We start from the raw sequence: 15,465 nt of genomic DNA, 5'->3' as shown, positions 1-15,465 counted from the left end.
TGAACGCTCCGCTGTTACTGCGCTGCCAAAGGGTACAACCCGGCGGCGTTGTTCCAGAACACGTCGTCGGCAAGTTGCTCGCCGCCCAATTCCAGAGCCACTTCTTCGGCCAAGGCGAGGTCGGCGTCGGCGAAGGGGCGGCGCGCCCGGGTGGACGGGAGATCCGTGCCCACCATAAGCGCACCAGGGTTGGTTCGGAGGATCGCCCGCATGGCGCTGGCGGGATCGAGCTCGACGCGGCCGAACCCGGGTGCATTGACCATTGCACCGCGTTCCACCAAGCGCAGCAGCGCCTTCAACCCGTCTTCGTGCATGCCCAGGTGGTCGATGCTCACCCGCGGGAGGCGGGTCAGCACCTGGTCGAGATCCGGAAGCTCTCGGGCATCGACGTAGAGTTCGGTGTGCCAACCGGCGATGTCGAAGACCCGGTTAGCCAGCAGCTCAAGGTCGTCCACACCCGCGGAGCCGCCGCGTTTGAGGTTGAAGCGCACTGCGCGCACACCGGCGCGGTCAAGCTCCGAAATGCTTTCCGACGAAACGGGTCGATGACGTGGAAGTGCGCGTCGAAAAGCGGGCGAGGCATTTAGCCGTAGACCTTCTTGCCGGCGACCCAGGTCTGCCAGGTGATCGGCATGCCCGGGCGGTACGCCAGGTTGATGGCGTTTTCGGCGTCGAGGATGTGCAGGTCGGCGGCCGCGCCGGGCACGAGGGTGCCCTTCGCCGGGCGGCCCTGGGGGTCCTTGCCGCCGCCGACGTTGTGGCGTCGCAAGGCTTTGGCGCCGCCGGTGGTGGCGGCCTCGATGGCCTCGTCGAGGGTGAGGTGCTGCTGCAGCACCGCGGTGGTGACGCAGAAGTTCATCGAGGACGTAAACGAGGTGCCCGGGTTCAGGTTGGAGGCGATGGCGACGGTGGCGCCGGCGTCGATGAGCTTGCGGCCCGGTGCGAGCTCCTCGCGGGTGGACAGGTCGCAGGCGGGGAGCAGCGTGGCCACGGTCTCCGACTCGGCCAGCAGCTTGATGTCCTCGTCGGACAGGTAGTTCACGTGGTCGACGCTGGCGGCGCCCATCTCCACGGCGAGCTTCACGCCCGGGCCTTCCCCGAGCTGGTTGCCGTGCACGCGAACGCCCAGGCCAGCGGCCTTGCCGGCCTCGAGGACGCGGCGGGATTGCTCCTCGTTGAACGCGCCGCGCTCGCAGAACACGTCGATCCACTGCACGTGGTCCTTCACCGCGTCGAGCATCGGGCCGACAACCTCATCGAGGTACTCGTCGGCGTCCGCCCCCGGCGGCACGAGGTGGGCGCCGAGGAAGGTGACTTCGTCGACGTGGCGGGCAGCCACGCGCGCAGCCTCGGCCTCGGATTCGACGTTGAGGCCGTAGCCGGTCTTGGTTTCAAAGGTGGTGGTGCCCAGCGCCTGCGCCGCGGCGATGCGCTCCGCCACCAGTTTGTCCAGGCGCTCTTCGCCCGCGGAGCGGGTGGCTTCCATGGTCACGGCGATGCCGCCGGCGGCGTAGCCTTCGCCGGCCATGCGCGCCTCGAACTCCTCGGCGCGGTTGCCGTCGAAGACCATGTGCGAGTGGGAATCCACCCAGCCGGGGAGCACAGCTCGCCTCTCGACGTCTACAGCTTCCTCCGCCTCCGCCGCCTCAGCCGGTGCCTCGTTGGCGGGGCCGACCCAGGTGACCACGCCGTCGTCGATAAGCATTGCGGCGTCTTTGATGGTGCCGAGCTCGGAGACGGTGCGCAGCTCGGAAATACCGGTGATGAAGGTGCTCATGAGTGCCTTTCTTTGGGGATTTTGCAGAGCCCAGGGTAATGAAAAGCGCTGACGCGCCCACGAGGGGAAACGTCAGCGCTTGAGGCGCGGTTTAGTCGCGCGCCTTGAACTCCATCGGGATGCGCACGCCGCGCTCCTTGGCCACCTCGTTCGCGCGGGTGTAGCCGGCGTCGACGTGGCGGATAACGCCCATGCCCGGGTCGTTGGTGAGCACGGCCTTGAGCTTCGCCTCGGCGAGCTCGGTGCCGTCAGCCACCGTGACCTGGCCGGTGTGGATGGAGCGGCCCATGCCCACGCCGCCGCCGTGGTGGATGGACACCCAGGTAGCACCGCCGGACACGGCGGTCATGGCGTTGAGCAGCGGCCAGTCCGCGACAGCGTCGGTGCCGTCGAGCATGGATTCGGTCTCGCGGTACGGCGACGCCACGGAGCCGGAGTCCAGGTGGTCGCGGCCGATGACGATCGGGGCCTTGACCTTGCCCTCCTTGACCAGGTTGTTGAAGATCACGCCGGCCTTGGCGCGCTCGCCGTAGCCCAGCCAGCAAATGCGAGCCGGCAGGCCCTCGAACTCGACGTACTCCTCAGCGGCGTCCAGCCAGCGGTGCAGGTGCTCGTTGTCCGGGAAGGCCTCCTTGATGGCCTGGTCGGTGACCTTGATGTCCTCCGGGTCGCCGGACAGCGCAACCCAGCGGAAGGGGCCGAGGCCCTCGCAGAACAGCGGGCGGATGTAGGCCGGGACGAAGCCCGGGAACTCGAAAGCGCGGGTGTAGCCGGCCTTGCGGGCCTCGTCGCGGATGGAGTTGCCGTAGTCGAAGACCTCGGCGCCCTCGTCCTGGAACTCCACCATCGCCTGGACCTGGGCGGCCATGGCCTCGCGGGCCTTCTTGGTGAAGGTGGTCGGATCCGCGTCAGCCTCGTTGTGCCAGCTCTCGAACGGGATCTCGGTGGGCAGGTAGGACAGCGGGTCGTGCGCGGAGGTCTGGTCGGTAACGATGTCCACGGTGAACTCGCCGGAGCGGTGGCGGCGCAGCATCTCCGGGAACACCTCAGCGGCGTTGCCCACCAGGCCCACGGACAGGGCGCGCTTCTCGTCCTTCGCCTCGGTGACCAGCTTGATTGCTTCCTCGAGGTCGGTGGTGACCTCGTCGAGGTAGCGCTTGCCCTGGCGGCGCTTCAGGCGGCCCTCGTCAACATCCACGATCAGGCAGGCGCCGCCGTTGAGGGTGACGGACAGTGGCTGCGCGCCGCCCATGCCGCCGCAGCCGCCGGTCAGGGTGAGGGTGCCGGCCAGCGTGCCGTCGAAACGCTTCTTCGCAACAGCCGCGAAGGTCTCGTAGGTGCCCTGCAGGATGCCCTGGGTTGCGATGTAGATCCAGGAACCGGCCGTCATCTGGCCGTACATCATCAGGCCCTCGTCCTCGAGCTCGCGGAAATGCTCCCAGTTCGCCCAGTCGCCCACCAGGTTGGAGTTGGCGATGAGCACGCGCGGCGCCCACTCGTTGGTCTTCCACACACCGACCGGCTTGCCGGACTGCACCAGAAGGGTCTCGTCGGACTCGAGGTCCTTGAGCGTATCGACGATCGCGTCGAAGGCCTCCCAGCTGCGAGCAGCGCGACCGGTGCCGCCGTAGACGACCAGGTCGTCCGGGCGCTCCGCAACCTCCGGGTCGAGGTTGTTCTGCAGCATGCGCAGCGGCGCCTCGGTCTGCCACGACTTCGCCGAGATCTCAGTGCCGCGCGGGGAGCGGACCTCGCGTGCGCCTTCGGACCAGTTCTTCGCCATGGGAATTCCTTTCTGTTGTTGCCCAATCGAGGTATCGGATAGACAGTAACGCCCGTCACACGGATTGGGTTGGTCGGTTTTGGGCGATTTGTCTCGGATATGAGACTTTTGTGTGATGTGGGTGTTCTTCCCGCACAAACCCCGAGCAAGCGATCCAGAGCATGCCCGGAAATCGGCGCGAGCCCAGGCTTTAGTTCCCAGGGTGTGCATGGGGATGGGGCGGGTTCCTGACAAATCACGGCAGCCGTTTGTGGCGGCCTGGGGGTTTCCGGGCCGTCTGACAGATTCCGCCGCGAAGTGTCGGGAAAGGAACCCCCGAGCCTGGGCCCTAACGCAGCTGGCCCACCACGGCCTCGACGGCCTTGACGTAGTCGCCGCCCTTGACTAGCTGCACGGAGTGCTCGATTTCGGGGGAGAGGTAGCGGTCGGTGCCGGGGCCGTCGACAAGCTTGCGCAGCGTGGACACGGCCGCGCCGGTGCCGGCGGAGGGCTCGCCGTCGCGCATGTCCAGGGCGCGGGCGGCGGTGAGGATCTCCACGGCGAGCACGCGCTGCAGGCCGTCGATGCTGCGGCGCAGCTTGCGGCCGGCGGACCAGCCGAGGGAAACGTGGTCTTCCTGCATCGCGGACGACGGGATCGAGTCGGCGGAGGCGGGCACGGCGTTGCGTTTGAGCTCGCCGACGATGCCGGCCTGCGCGTACTGCGCGATCATGTGGCCGGAGTCCACGCCCGGGTCGCCGGCGAGGAAGGCGTTGAGGCCGCGGTTGCGGGCGGGGTCGAGGAAGCGGTCGGTGCGCCTTTCGCTAATCGACGCCAAGTCGGCCACGACAATCGCCAAAAAGTCCAGCACGTAGGCCACCGGTGCGCCGTGGAAGTTGCCGTTGGAGGCCACGCGGCCGTCCTTGGCCACCACGGGGTTGTCGTTGGCGGCGGCGAGCTCCCGGTTGGCCACGGTGGTGGCGTGTGCCAGCGTGTCGCGGAAGCCGCCGGCGACCTGTGGGGTGCAGCGGATGGAGTAGGCGTCCTGGACGTCGTTGGCTTTGAAGCCCTCCAACGCGGCGGCGAGAATCGGCGAGTCCGCGGCGACGGTGCGGATGTTGTAGGCGGAATCGGCTTGGCCCGGGTGGGGGCGCAGCTCCTGCAGGTCCTCGTCGAAGACAGACAGGGTGCCGTTCAGGCCCTCGACGCTCATGGCGGTGGCGATGTCGGAAACCTTGGCCGCCTCGCGCAGGTCCGCGATGGCCAGGCAGAGCATGCCGAGCATGCCGTCGGTGCCGTTGATCAGCGCCAGGCCCTCCTTCTCACGCAGGACCAGCGGTTCGATGCCGGCAGCGGAGAGGGCCTCAGACGCAGGCACGATCTCGCCGCCGCGGACGCGGACCTCGCCCTCGCCGAGCAGCGCCAGCGCGCAGTGCGCCAGCGGCGCCAGGTCGCCGGAGCAGCCGAGCGAGCCGTACTCGCGCACCACCGGGGTGATCCCGGCGTTGAGCGCTGCGGCGTAGGTCTGCGCGACCACGGGGCGCACGCCGGTGCGGCCGGTGCACAGCGTGGACAGGCGCAGAAGCATTAGCGCGCGGATGACCTCTTCTTCCACCTCCGGGCCGGTGCCCGCGGCGTGGGAGCGCACCAGGGAGACCTGCAGCTGGGCCCGCATGTCCTCCGGGATGTGCTTGGTGGCCAGTGCACCGAAGCCGGTGGAGACGCCGTAGACCGGGGTGGGGTCCGCGGCGAGTTCCTCGACGCGCTCGCGGGTCGCGGCGATCTCATCCAGGGCGGCCTGGTCGATGGCGACCTCGGCTCCGTGGCGGGCGACGGCCACAACGTCCTCGACGGACAGGGCCCCAATACCAACTGAAACTGCGTGTGTCATGGGCGTGATAGTAGACCACAAAAGTGCGTCCAGTCACACGTTTCCGAAGAACTGTGCGCGCAACCCTTCGGCGGCGGTCTGCAGCGCGCTGACCAACTGCTGCGTGTCCGCGCTGTCCACCGCGAAGGTCACCGCGAGCGCGGCAGCGGGGCGCGAAAGGTGGTCCAGCACTGCCACCGCCACGGACTCCTGGCCGCGGGAGATGGCTTCGCGCTCGGTGGCGAACCCTTGGCGTCGATAGGCAGAAAGCTCCTCTTTGACCTCGCTGTAGCGGCGCCGCTCGCCCGAGGAGTTGTACGCGGCGCGCAGCTCCGCCTCCGGCAGCTGCGCCAGCATGATGCGCCCCGAGGCGGTCTTCAGCGACGGCAGGCGCACGCCCACCTCCGTGACCAGCGACACCGCGCCGGGGGCGCGCACCTCGTGCAGGTACACAATCTCCGGTCCGGCAAGGCGCGTCAGGTGCGCCGAACCGCCCGCCAGCTGCGCGATCCGCGCCAGCGGCTTCGTGGCCAGCCGCACCAGGGGCTGCTGCGTGGTGTACGCCTGCGCCATGCGGTAGGACGCCAGCCCCAACCCGTACGTGCCGGGCTTGCGTAGGTGCACCACAAACCCGGAATCCTCCAGCTCACGCAGCAGGTGGTACGTGGTGGAACGCGGCAGGTCCAGCTCGCGCTGGATGCGGGTGGCAGAAATCGGCGCGTCCGTGGTGGACAGAAGCGCCAGGATGCGCAACACGTTGTGCGCGGCGGGAACCTGCGGCTTATTCATCGCACTTAGTATGCCCACGGCGCTACCCTCGGTGGGCATGAATACCGTAACTGCACCGCTTTTCACCCCCGCTTCCAACTGGTCCGGCCGCGACGACGGCCCAGGCCCCGAGCACGCCCGCTGGCACAGCGTCGTCGACACCGCCGCCGAGCCCACCGAGGGCGCCGTGCACCTCATCGGCTACGCGTCCGACGAGGGCGTCGAGCGCAACGGCGGTCGCCAGGGTGCGGCGAATGGCCCGGAGGCGCTGCGCGCGGCCCTCGGCTCGCTCGCGGTCCACGAGGACACAAAGCTTGTCGACGCCGGCACCGTGACCACCCAAGACACCGACCTCGAAGGCTCCCAACGCGAGCTGTCCGACCGGGTGCGCGACCTCGTGGCGGCGCAGGGCGCGGACGGGATGACGGTGGTCCTCGGCGGCGGGCACGAAACCTCGTTTGCCACCCACCGCGGCGCCTACGAGGCGATCGGGCCGATGCAGGTGATCAACTTCGACGCCCACTTCGACCTGCGCACCGAAACCCGCCCCACCTCCGGCACCCCGTTCAAACAGATCGCGGGCCTGGTGGGCGAGGACTTCGACTACAGCGTCTTTGGCATCTCCAAGCCCAACAACACCAAAGTGCTCTTCGACACTGCCGACGAGCTCGGCGTGACCACCGTGCTGGATACCGAGCTGGCGGAGATGACCGTGCGCGAAGCCGCCGAGCGCGCCGTCGCCGCTGTGGCCGGCGACAGGCCGATCCACCTCTCCATCGACCTGGACGTGCTGCCGGCGGCGGTCGCGCCGGGCGTGTCCGCCCCGGCCGGGTTCGGCGTGGAGTACGCCATGCTGCGCGCGATGGTCGCCGCGGTGGCTTCCACCGGGCGCGTTGCGCTTCTGGACGTCGTCGAGCTCAACCCCGACTTCGACGTGGACAACCGCACCGCCAAGGCCGCCGCGCGGCTGATTGACGATGCGGTTGTGGGGGCGAAGCTGCGCGGATAGGCAGCTGCTTCTTAGAAGAGCAGGTGCGCCACCGGCACCGTGATCAGTACGGTGAGCACCACGCGGATGAACCAGATCTGCACCATCTTCCAGATGCTCAGCGGGATGTCGGTGGCCAGCACCGCCGGCACCATCGCCGAGAAGAAGAAGATCTGGCTCACGCACACCACCGCCATGGTGAACTTCAGCACCATGTCATCTGAGCCTGCGCTGAGCGTCGCCGGCAGGAACATTTCCGCCAGACCCGACGCGAGCGCGCCCGACGTCGCCCACGGGTCCGGCAGGCGCAGCGCCCACACCAGCGGGAAGAACGCGGCACCCAGGATCTTGAACACCGGGGTGTAAGTGGCCAGCACCAGACCGATCGTGCCCACGGCCATGATGCCCGGAGTGACCTGCACGGCCATGATCAAACCGTCGCGGAAGTTCGCCCACAGCACCTTGCCCAGAGATTCGGCGCGGTTGAGCTCCAGCTTCGCCTCGCGCCACGCGGCCTTGAAACGGTTGCCCTGAATCTCCTTTTCCGGGTGCGGCTGCGCGCCCGGGTAGTAGTCCTCCGGGATGCGGGTAATCGGTGGGATGCGCACCACGATCGCGGTGACGATGAAAGTGATGATAAACGTGATGAAGAAGTACGCCGTCCAGTGCTCCATCATGTCCAGCGTCTTCGCCACGATGACCATGAACGTCGCGGACACGGTGGAAAAGCCCGACGCCACAATCGACGCCTCACGGCCGTCGTAGCTGCCATTTTTGTACATGCGGTCCGTGATGAGCAGACCCAGCGAGTACGAGCCCAGGAACGACGCCACCGCGTCCACCGCGGACTTGCCCGGGGTGCGGAACACCGGGCGCATGATCGGCTGCACCATCACGCCGATAAATTCCATCAGGCCGAAGCCGACGAGCAGGCCGAGGAAGATCGCGCCCACCGGGATGAGCAACCCCACCGAAATGACCAGCTTGTCCAGGATGAACGGGCCGATGTCCGGGTTGAACAGCCACGCCGGGCCGAAGCCGAACGTGAGCATCGCGCACAGCACAATCGCCAGCACGGACAGCCCCGCGAACGCCATACGCGGGTAATCCTCTTTCCAGCGCCCGGACACGAACTGGTAGACCGTGCCCGCGATGATGGCGAACAGCGCCAGGTAGCGGGTGCCCTCGCCGAGTGTGGTGGTGATCCAGCTGACGATGTGGTCGAGCAGGATCGTGGACTTGGAATCGCCGATGGTAAACGGCACGAAGAACGCGAAGATGCCGATGGCGCTGTAGACGAAGAAGCGCCACACCGCCTTCGGTTTCGGGTCAGCCTCGTCCGCGGTGCTCTGTGGTGCGGGTTGGCCCTGGTTTTCGGCGCGGGTGATGTGTTCGGTGTTGTCGGTGGGGTCCTCAATGCCCTCGAAGCGGGGATTGTCCAGCTCCGGGATCAGCGCCTCCGCACCCGCCGGCAAGTTCTTCACCGGCCAGGCGGGGGAAAACCTGCGCCGAGAGTTCACCGGCTTCGCAGTCTCGTTCATGGTGTCCTTCCATCTCGTGCGTTTAGCACCGCAAAACCCTGCGGATATTGCGCAGAACGGAATTTTTCGGTGTCGGCGCATAATTTTTACACGAAAAGTGACGCAAAGCACAACTAGATGTCCTATGTTCTCTAGTTACCTGCAAGGTTTCCCTGAAAACTCCCAGCGCATACCCCTTTAGGAGGGTCCCGTGGAAGGTTTTATCGACTCCCTCAACGGTGTGATTTGGTCCAACGCACTCGTCTATCTGTGTCTCGGCGCGGGTGCGTACTTCACGCTCGCCACCCTGTTCCTGCAGATCCGCTGCCTGCCGGACATGATCCGCCAGCTCAAGTCCGGAGAAAGCTCCGAGCAGGGCATTTCCTCGTTCCAGTCCCTGATGATCTCGCTCGCCGGCCGTGTCGGCGTGGGCAACATCGCCGGCGTGGCTACCGCCATCGCGTTCGGCGGCCCGGGCGCGGTGTTCTGGATGTGGCTGGTGGCCCTGCTCGGCTCCGCCACCTCCTTCATCGAGTGCTGCCTCGCCCAGATTTACAAAGAGCCGGACCGGGACACCGGTGAGTACCGCGGCGGCCCCGCCTACTACATCGAGAAGGCGTACAAGCACACCTCCGCAGCCCCGTTCATGCTGGTCTACGCCATCATCTTCGCGGTGTGCATGCTGCTGGCAACGTCCTACTTCCTGCCAGGTATTCAGGCCAACGGCGTGGCCGCGGCCGTCGATAATGCGTGGGGCGTGAACATCTGGGTCTCCGCCACGATCATGACAGTGCTGCTCGCCTTCATCATCATCGGCGGTGTCAAGCGCATCGCCAACTTCGCCTCCATGGTCGTGCCGTTCATGGCCGGCATCTACATCATCATCGCCATCGTGGTGCTGTTCGCGAACGCTTCCCAGATCCCCGAGGTCTTCGGCACCATCGTCCGCGCCGCCTTTGACAAGGAGGCCGCGTTCTCCGGCATGCTCGGCGCCGCCATCATGTGGGGCGTCAAGCGCGGCATCTACTCCAACGAGGCCGGCCAGGGCACCGGCCCGCAGTCCGCCGCAGCAGCCGAGGTCTCCCACCCGGCGAAGCAGGGCTTCGTCCAGGCGTTCGCCGTCTACATCGACACCCTGTTTGTCTGCTCCGCCACCGCCTTCATCATCATCTCCACCGACATGTACAAGGTCTTCGAGGGCCAGTCCGAAGATGGCGCTGTGCTTTACGACGGCTCCCTGCCCGACGGCATCCCCGTCGGCCCCGGCTTCGTCCAAGAAGGCCTGAACTCCTTCTCCGCCGGTCTTGGCCCGTCGTTTATCGCCCTGGCGATTATGTTCTTCGCCTTCACCACCGTGCTGGCGTACTACTACATGGCAGAGACCAACTTCACCTACCTGAACCGCTGGGTGAAGAGCGAAGGCGCACGTAAGGCCATCATCTGGGTGCTGCGCGCCCTGATCCTCGTGGCTGTCTTCATCGGTGCGACCACCACCCCGGGCACCGCCTGGGCGCTCGGCGACATCGGCGTCGGCGCGACCGCATGGCTCAACATCGTGGCGATTATCTTCCTGCAGGTCCCGGCGCTGAAGTGCCTGTGGGACTACCGCCGCCAGAAGAAGGCCGGCATCGACCCGCACTTCGACCCCGAGGCGCTGGGCATCAAGAACGCCGACTTCTGGGTGGAGCGCAAGAACCGCATGATCGAGGCGGGTACCTGGCCGGGCGTTGAGGGCAAGGTTGTCACCACGACCCGCAACATCTAGCCGTAATCAAACCGGCTACCTACTGCCGCCGTAATCAAACCGGCTGTCGTGGCTGGCATGATCCGGGTGGTGGGTGTGGTCTGTTTCCGGAGCGGGGTGATCACCATGGTGATCACCGGAATGGTGGGGAGTGCTCATGACGTTCCTTCCGCTCAACCCGGTCGGGGTCGGGATGATGGGTAAAACTGATCAGGATAAGACGGTGTAGCCGGCCTCTTCGATGGCCCGGCGAACCATCTCCGGAGGTACGACACCGGTGACCGTGACGGTGGAAACACCACCAGCAACGAGATCAATCTGGACGTCGTCGACCTGGGGGAGGGCCTGAAGGGCCTGGGTCACGCTTTTCGCGCAGTGCCCGCAGGTCAGGCCGGTGACCTGGTAGCTAGGGGAGGATCCTCCTGCTGACGAGTCGCTGGCGGCAGGGATGGAGGCGGTGTCGACATGTGAGGCAGGTCCGCAACAGCTGCAGCCATGGGAGGCCATTGGCAAGAGGCGGGGCGGGGGGTTGGTCATGGGAAAGCTCCTATGGGTCGGTGGGATGCGGTAACGCTCGCTAGCATATACCCCCCCGGGGTACATTTTCAAGGGGCGGAGGGCACGGCCCTCACGCAGGGCAGGGTGTGGTCACCGAGCAGCCTCCTCGCTGTCGGGAGGGGACAGCGGGAGGCGGAGGGCAAACACCGCTCCGCGACCGGGTCCGGGGGAGGTGGCGGTGAGAGTGCCGCCGTGGGCCTCGATCAATGCCTTGGAGATGGTCAGACCGATACCGGCCCCGCCGTTGTCCCGGCTGCGGGCGGCATCCCCCCGGTAGAAGCGTTCGAAGATGTGTCCGAGCTGACCAGGTGGGATGCCCTCGCCGTCATCGGCGACGTGGATGAGCGCGGTGGACGCCCCCTGTCGGCGGACGCTGATCCGGACCTGCCCGCCGGCCGGGGTGTGCCGTAGCGCGTTCGACAGGAGATTGCTCATCACCTGGCCGAAGCGTTGCCGGTCCACGAGCACCCGGGCGGCGTCCGTAATGGTCTCGACCTGTAAATCGACGCCTTTGTCGGCATAAGCTTCCCCCGCGGCAGCAGCGGCGGTATGGAGCAGATCCCCGAGCCTCTCCTCCGCTAGGTCCAAATCGATCCGGTGTTCCTGGGCCCGGGAGACATCGTCAATGTCTTCCATCAACCGGGTCAGGCGGGTGAGTTGGTCAGCCATGATCGCGTGGGTGGCATTATCCCAGTCCACGACCCCGTCCTGGAGACCATCGAGGTAGACCGTGAGCACCGATAAGGGGGTGCCCATTTCGTGGGCCAGATCAGAGAGCATCTGGCGGCGGACCTGTTCGGTGTGTTCCAGCCGGTCGGCCATGGTGTTGAAAGCATGCGCCAGGGTGGTGACCTCGGGGCCTGCTTCTCCGGCGGGCACGCGGATATGGAAGTTGCCGGCCGTCAGGCTGGTAGCGGCGCGGGTGAGATCCTGCAAGGGGGTTCGCAGACGACGCGATAACCACAGGCTGGCCAGTAGGGCGCTGATCAAGGCGGTGGGCAGGGCGACGGCCAGGGTGATCAGGTTGGCGTCCCGATAGGCCTGCTCGGCATGGAACAGCTCCAGCGAGGGGTCCTCCCGGCCGACCATCAACATATGATCATGGAACAGGGTCGGGCCCACCATCGTGGCCGCGGCCGCGGCCACCAGCAGGCTAATTACCACGACCAACACCTGGGCGGCCAGGAAGCGGAAGGTCAGGCCGGGTCCGTGATTCATGGCTGCCCTACCCGGTAGCCCACGCCACGCACGGTGTCGATAAACCCCCGGCCCCGGGTGTCGGTGCCGAGCTTGCGACGCAAGTTGCCGATGTGGACATCGACGATGCGTTCATCACCGACCCAGGCGGTCTCCCAGACCTCGGTGACCAGGTCGTGGCGGGTCAGCGCCTGGCCGGGGCGCAGGGCCAGGGCAACCAGCAGCTCGAACTCCGTGCGGGTGAGCTCCACGGTCGTCTCCCCCACCCGCACCTGATGGGCGACGGGGTCAAGGATGAGGTCACCAACGATCAAGGGGGTGGTCACCTGCGGTGGGGTGGTGCTGGTGCGCGGGCGGCGCAGCACCGCATGCACCCGGGTCACCAGTTCCCGGATGCTAAAAGGTTTGGTGATGTAGTCATCCGCCCCCAGGGTCAAACCGCTGATCTTGTCGTCCTCGCTGCCACGCGCGGTGAGCATGAGGATGTAGCAGTCCGAGAAGGTGCGGATCCGTCGGCACACCTCCAGGCCGTCGAGTTCGGGCAGCCCCAGATCCAGCACCACAACATCGGGGGAAAAGCGACGGGCTTCGTCCACGGCCTGGATGCCGGTGTGCGCCTGGCGGGTATCGAAGCCGGCCCGGATGAGGTAGGAGGACACCATCTGAGCCAGGGGTTGTTCATCATCGACGACCAGCACCCGACCCAGGGGCGTGGCGGTGGTCGGTGTGCGGTCAGCCATAGACCCCAGTATCGCTCCGGGCAAGGGGAATACCACCCTCGCTCACTGCCCGGCGGGGAAATCTTCATTAAATCTTCAAACATCACCCTTCGACCGCCGTCACCCCTGTGCCCCACCCCGGGCCGGCGGCATCGCCTCTCCTCATCGGTTCAGCAGGCGCCACCAGGGATTTCACTGCCTGCACCGCATACCCGGGGCGGGTAGAAGGACATCGCCCACGGCTGTGGAGTGGTGTCCCGGTGGTGACCCAGCCCACCGAACTCACCCCCTTTTCGCCCTGTTATAGGGCTGTGAGCAGGGTTTTTGATTTCTACTCCGTCAGGCACCCGTGCAAGATAAAAGTATGGCACCGACCTTGAGACGGTGTCTTCTCACAGTGTTACCACGATCCAAGGAGATTGACGTGAAACGAGCAGCGATCGCAGCCGCCGCCCTGGCCCTCGCCCTCACGGGGTGTTCGGCCGCCGACCCGGAACCCACCGCCGACGGGACGGTGTCCCAGGATGCATTCCTGACTACCCATGGCCTGGCCGACATGGACGCGGTGGAGATCATTGATCACCTCGACCGGCAGAAGGTCACTGAGCGTCCCACGGATCTGATCGCCTCAGTGCGTAACGATGAACTGCTGCTCTCGAGCGATGACCAGGAAGTCGCGCTCGATCTTCCCGACAATCAGACGTATGTCTCGATCGCACCCTATCTCACCTCCACCCACGACTGTTTCTACCACAGCCTCACGACCTGCGTGGGGGAACTCGACAATGAGGATATCCAGGTCACGATCACCGATGAGGCGACCGGTGAGGTGCTGGTGGACGAGGCGACAACCACCTTCGACAACGGGTTTATTGGCTTCTGGCTTCCCGATGATGTCACCGGCCTGATTGAGGTCAGCTACCAGGGGCGTACCGGTACCACGGAGTTTTCCACCACCGACGACGGTGCCACCTGTGTCACAGACCTGCGCCTGACGTGATGGCTCAGCAGGATCCTCACCTGCGCCTGTCTCCCGTGCCACTGAAATCTTGCACTAAGGAAGGTTAAATCATGACGAACGCGTTTTCCCGACGACAGTTTCTGCTCGGCGGGCTCGTCCTCGCCGGCACCGGGGCCATGTCCGCCTGCAGCAGCGACCCTGGACCCGCTGCCTCGGCACCAGGTCCCTCCCTTCGCCCCACTCCCACCCCCACTGCGCTCGGTGAGCCGACGGTGCGCCGGACGCTGACCGCGCGGCCCCTCTCCCTGGATATCGGCGGCATCGAAGCCAAGACGTGGGGATACGTCTCTGACACCGGGGATCCGGCCATTGAGGCCACCGCCGGCGACGTCCTCCAGGTCGATATCACCAATGAACTGCCTGAGAGCACCTCCATCCACTGGCATGGCATCGCACTCCACAACGCAGCCGACGGTGTGCCCGGCATGACCCAGGACCCCATTGAACCTGGCGAGTCTTTCTCCTATGTTTTTGAAGTCCCCCACGGTGGCACCTACTTCTACCATTCCCACACCGGCCTGCAGCTTGATCGCGGCCTCCACGCCCCTCTGATCATCCGTGACCCGCAAGACGCTGAGGATCAGGACGTCGAGTGGACCATCGTGCTCGACGACTGGGTCGATGGCATTCAGGGCACTCCCGACGATGAGCTCGACAAGCTCACCGGAATGGGTTCGGGCGACCATAACGGAATGGGAGGTCACGGCCAGATGATGCACGGCACCCCGGACCGGGTACTGGGCGGGGATGCCGGCGATGTGATGTATCCGCACTACCTCATCAACGGACGTATCCCCCGTGCTCACCAGACCTTCGAGGCTCGCCCGGGCGACAAGGCCCGCCTGCGGTTTATCAACTCCGGCGGTGACACCATCTTCAAGGTGGCCCTCGGTGGTCACCGCATGACCGTCACCCACACCGACGGCTTCGCTGTCCAGCCCTGGGAGACCGAATCGATCTACCTGTCGATGGGCGAGCGTGTCGACGTCGAGGTCATCCTCGGCGACGGCATCTTCCCGCTCACGGCTTTGGCGGTGGGTAAGGACGACCGCGCCTTCGCCGTCATCCGCACCGCCGGCGGCCAGGCCCCCCGCCCCGATGTCGACTTCCCCGAGTTGTCGTCCACCGGACTGCTTCTGTCCTCCCTGAAGCCAGCAGACCGTGCACTCCTGCCCGAGGGCACACCAGATCGAGAAGTCAGTATCGACCTGGGCGGGCAGATGATGCCGTATGAATGGAGCATTCTCACCGACGGCCAATCCTCCTCCGCGACCGTGCAGGAGGGCCAGCGCCTGCGGATGGTCATGCGCAACAGGACCATGATGCCCCATCCCATGCACATCCACGGCCACACGTGGGCGCTACCCGGCAGCGACGGGCTACGCAAGGACACTGTCCTTCTCCGCCACGGTGAAACCATGATCGCCGACCTGATCGCTGACAACCCCGGTGAGTGGGCATTTCACTGCCATAACGCCTATCACATGGAAACCGGGATGCTCAGCTCGCTTCGCTACGAGTAACTCCCACAGCAGGGTTGA

Annotated in this window: 13 protein-coding genes; 4 read left to right on the top strand and 9 right to left on the bottom strand. The window is 66.0% G+C overall.

What is annotated here, in order from left to right:
- Nucleotides 1–14 precede the first annotated feature (14 nt).
- The 5 genes from O5O53_RS09485 to O5O53_RS09465 form a co-directional block, all read right to left on the bottom strand.
- Nucleotides 15–623 (bottom strand): amidohydrolase family protein, encoded by a 609-nt coding sequence (locus O5O53_RS09485; RefSeq protein ID WP_437177854.1) that lies wholly within the window; start codon nucleotides 621–623, stop codon nucleotides 15–17.
- Nucleotides 584–1,777, bottom strand: coding sequence for an imidazolonepropionase (hutI, locus tag O5O53_RS09480; RefSeq protein WP_269511660.1), 1,194 nt, complete (start codon nucleotides 1,775–1,777; stop codon nucleotides 584–586). The genes O5O53_RS09485 and hutI overlap by 40 nt, the downstream gene beginning before the upstream one ends.
- A 91-nt stretch (nucleotides 1,778–1,868) precedes the next feature.
- Nucleotides 1,869–3,560 carry a urocanate hydratase gene (hutU, locus tag O5O53_RS09475; RefSeq protein WP_269511659.1) on the bottom strand — a complete coding sequence of 564 codons (1,692 nt, stop codon included), beginning with the start codon at nucleotides 3,558–3,560 and terminating at the stop codon, nucleotides 1,869–1,871.
- Between the two features lie 328 nt (nucleotides 3,561–3,888).
- Complete coding sequence (gene hutH, locus O5O53_RS09470; protein WP_269511658.1) at nucleotides 3,889–5,430, bottom strand: histidine ammonia-lyase; 1,542 nt, start codon at nucleotides 5,428–5,430, stop codon at nucleotides 3,889–3,891.
- 33 nt (nucleotides 5,431–5,463) lie between these two features.
- The gene (locus O5O53_RS09465) at nucleotides 5,464–6,198 is read right to left on the bottom strand and encodes an IclR family transcriptional regulator (protein ID WP_269511656.1); all 735 of its coding nucleotides are present in this window, start codon (nucleotides 6,196–6,198) and stop codon (nucleotides 5,464–5,466) included.
- A 37-nt stretch (nucleotides 6,199–6,235) separates the two neighbouring features.
- Here O5O53_RS09465 and hutG point away from each other — a divergent pair, with 37 nt between their 5' ends.
- Nucleotides 6,236–7,186 carry a formimidoylglutamase gene (gene hutG / locus O5O53_RS09460; RefSeq protein ID WP_269511654.1) on the top strand — a complete coding sequence of 317 codons (951 nt, stop codon included), beginning with the start codon at nucleotides 6,236–6,238 and terminating at the stop codon, nucleotides 7,184–7,186.
- Nucleotides 7,187–7,197: 11 nt separating this feature from the next.
- Here hutG and O5O53_RS09455 read toward each other — a convergent pair whose 3' ends face one another.
- Nucleotides 7,198–8,706, bottom strand: coding sequence for a YjiH family protein (locus tag O5O53_RS09455; protein ID WP_269511653.1), 1,509 nt, complete (start codon nucleotides 8,704–8,706; stop codon nucleotides 7,198–7,200).
- 190 nt (nucleotides 8,707–8,896) lie between these two features.
- Here O5O53_RS09455 and O5O53_RS09450 point away from each other — a divergent pair, with 190 nt between their 5' ends.
- A complete protein-coding gene (locus O5O53_RS09450; protein WP_269511651.1) occupies nucleotides 8,897–10,450 on the top strand; it encodes an alanine/glycine:cation symporter family protein in 1,554 nt (517 codons plus the stop codon).
- 189 nt (nucleotides 10,451–10,639) lie between these two features.
- On the opposite strand, the gene O5O53_RS09445 is transcribed toward O5O53_RS09450, so the two are convergent.
- The 3 genes from O5O53_RS09445 to O5O53_RS09435 form a co-directional block, all read right to left on the bottom strand.
- Nucleotides 10,640–10,966: a heavy-metal-associated domain-containing protein gene (locus O5O53_RS09445; protein ID WP_181889259.1), complete on the bottom strand. Its 327-nt coding sequence runs from the start codon at nucleotides 10,964–10,966 to the stop codon at nucleotides 10,640–10,642.
- 111 nt (nucleotides 10,967–11,077) lie between these two features.
- A complete protein-coding gene (locus O5O53_RS09440; RefSeq protein ID WP_269511649.1) occupies nucleotides 11,078–12,205 on the bottom strand; it encodes a two-component system sensor histidine kinase CopS in 1,128 nt (375 codons plus the stop codon).
- The gene (locus tag O5O53_RS09435) at nucleotides 12,202–12,924 is read right to left on the bottom strand and encodes a two-component system response regulator CopR (RefSeq protein WP_269511646.1); all 723 of its coding nucleotides are present in this window, start codon (nucleotides 12,922–12,924) and stop codon (nucleotides 12,202–12,204) included. Before O5O53_RS09435 ends, O5O53_RS09440 begins: the two co-directional genes overlap by 4 nt.
- A gap of 403 nt (nucleotides 12,925–13,327) precedes the next feature.
- On the opposite strand from O5O53_RS09435, the gene O5O53_RS09430 reads away from it, so the two are divergent.
- Together O5O53_RS09430 and O5O53_RS09425 are read left to right on the top strand one after the other, a co-directional pair.
- The gene (locus tag O5O53_RS09430; protein WP_239217517.1) at nucleotides 13,328–13,903 is read left to right on the top strand and encodes a CueP family metal-binding protein; all 576 of its coding nucleotides are present in this window, start codon (nucleotides 13,328–13,330) and stop codon (nucleotides 13,901–13,903) included.
- Between the two features lie 71 nt (nucleotides 13,904–13,974).
- Nucleotides 13,975–15,447 carry a multicopper oxidase family protein gene (locus O5O53_RS09425; RefSeq protein ID WP_269511644.1) on the top strand — a complete coding sequence of 491 codons (1,473 nt, stop codon included), beginning with the start codon at nucleotides 13,975–13,977 and terminating at the stop codon, nucleotides 15,445–15,447.
- Nucleotides 15,448–15,465: the final 18 nt, after the last annotated feature.

The sequence above is a fragment of the Corynebacterium faecium genome, assembly GCF_027257105.1.
In the GTDB taxonomy this organism is placed as follows: Bacteria; Actinomycetota; Actinomycetes; order Mycobacteriales; family Mycobacteriaceae; genus Corynebacterium; species Corynebacterium lehmanniae.
This window is presented reverse-complemented; position numbering and strand designations above follow the sequence as displayed.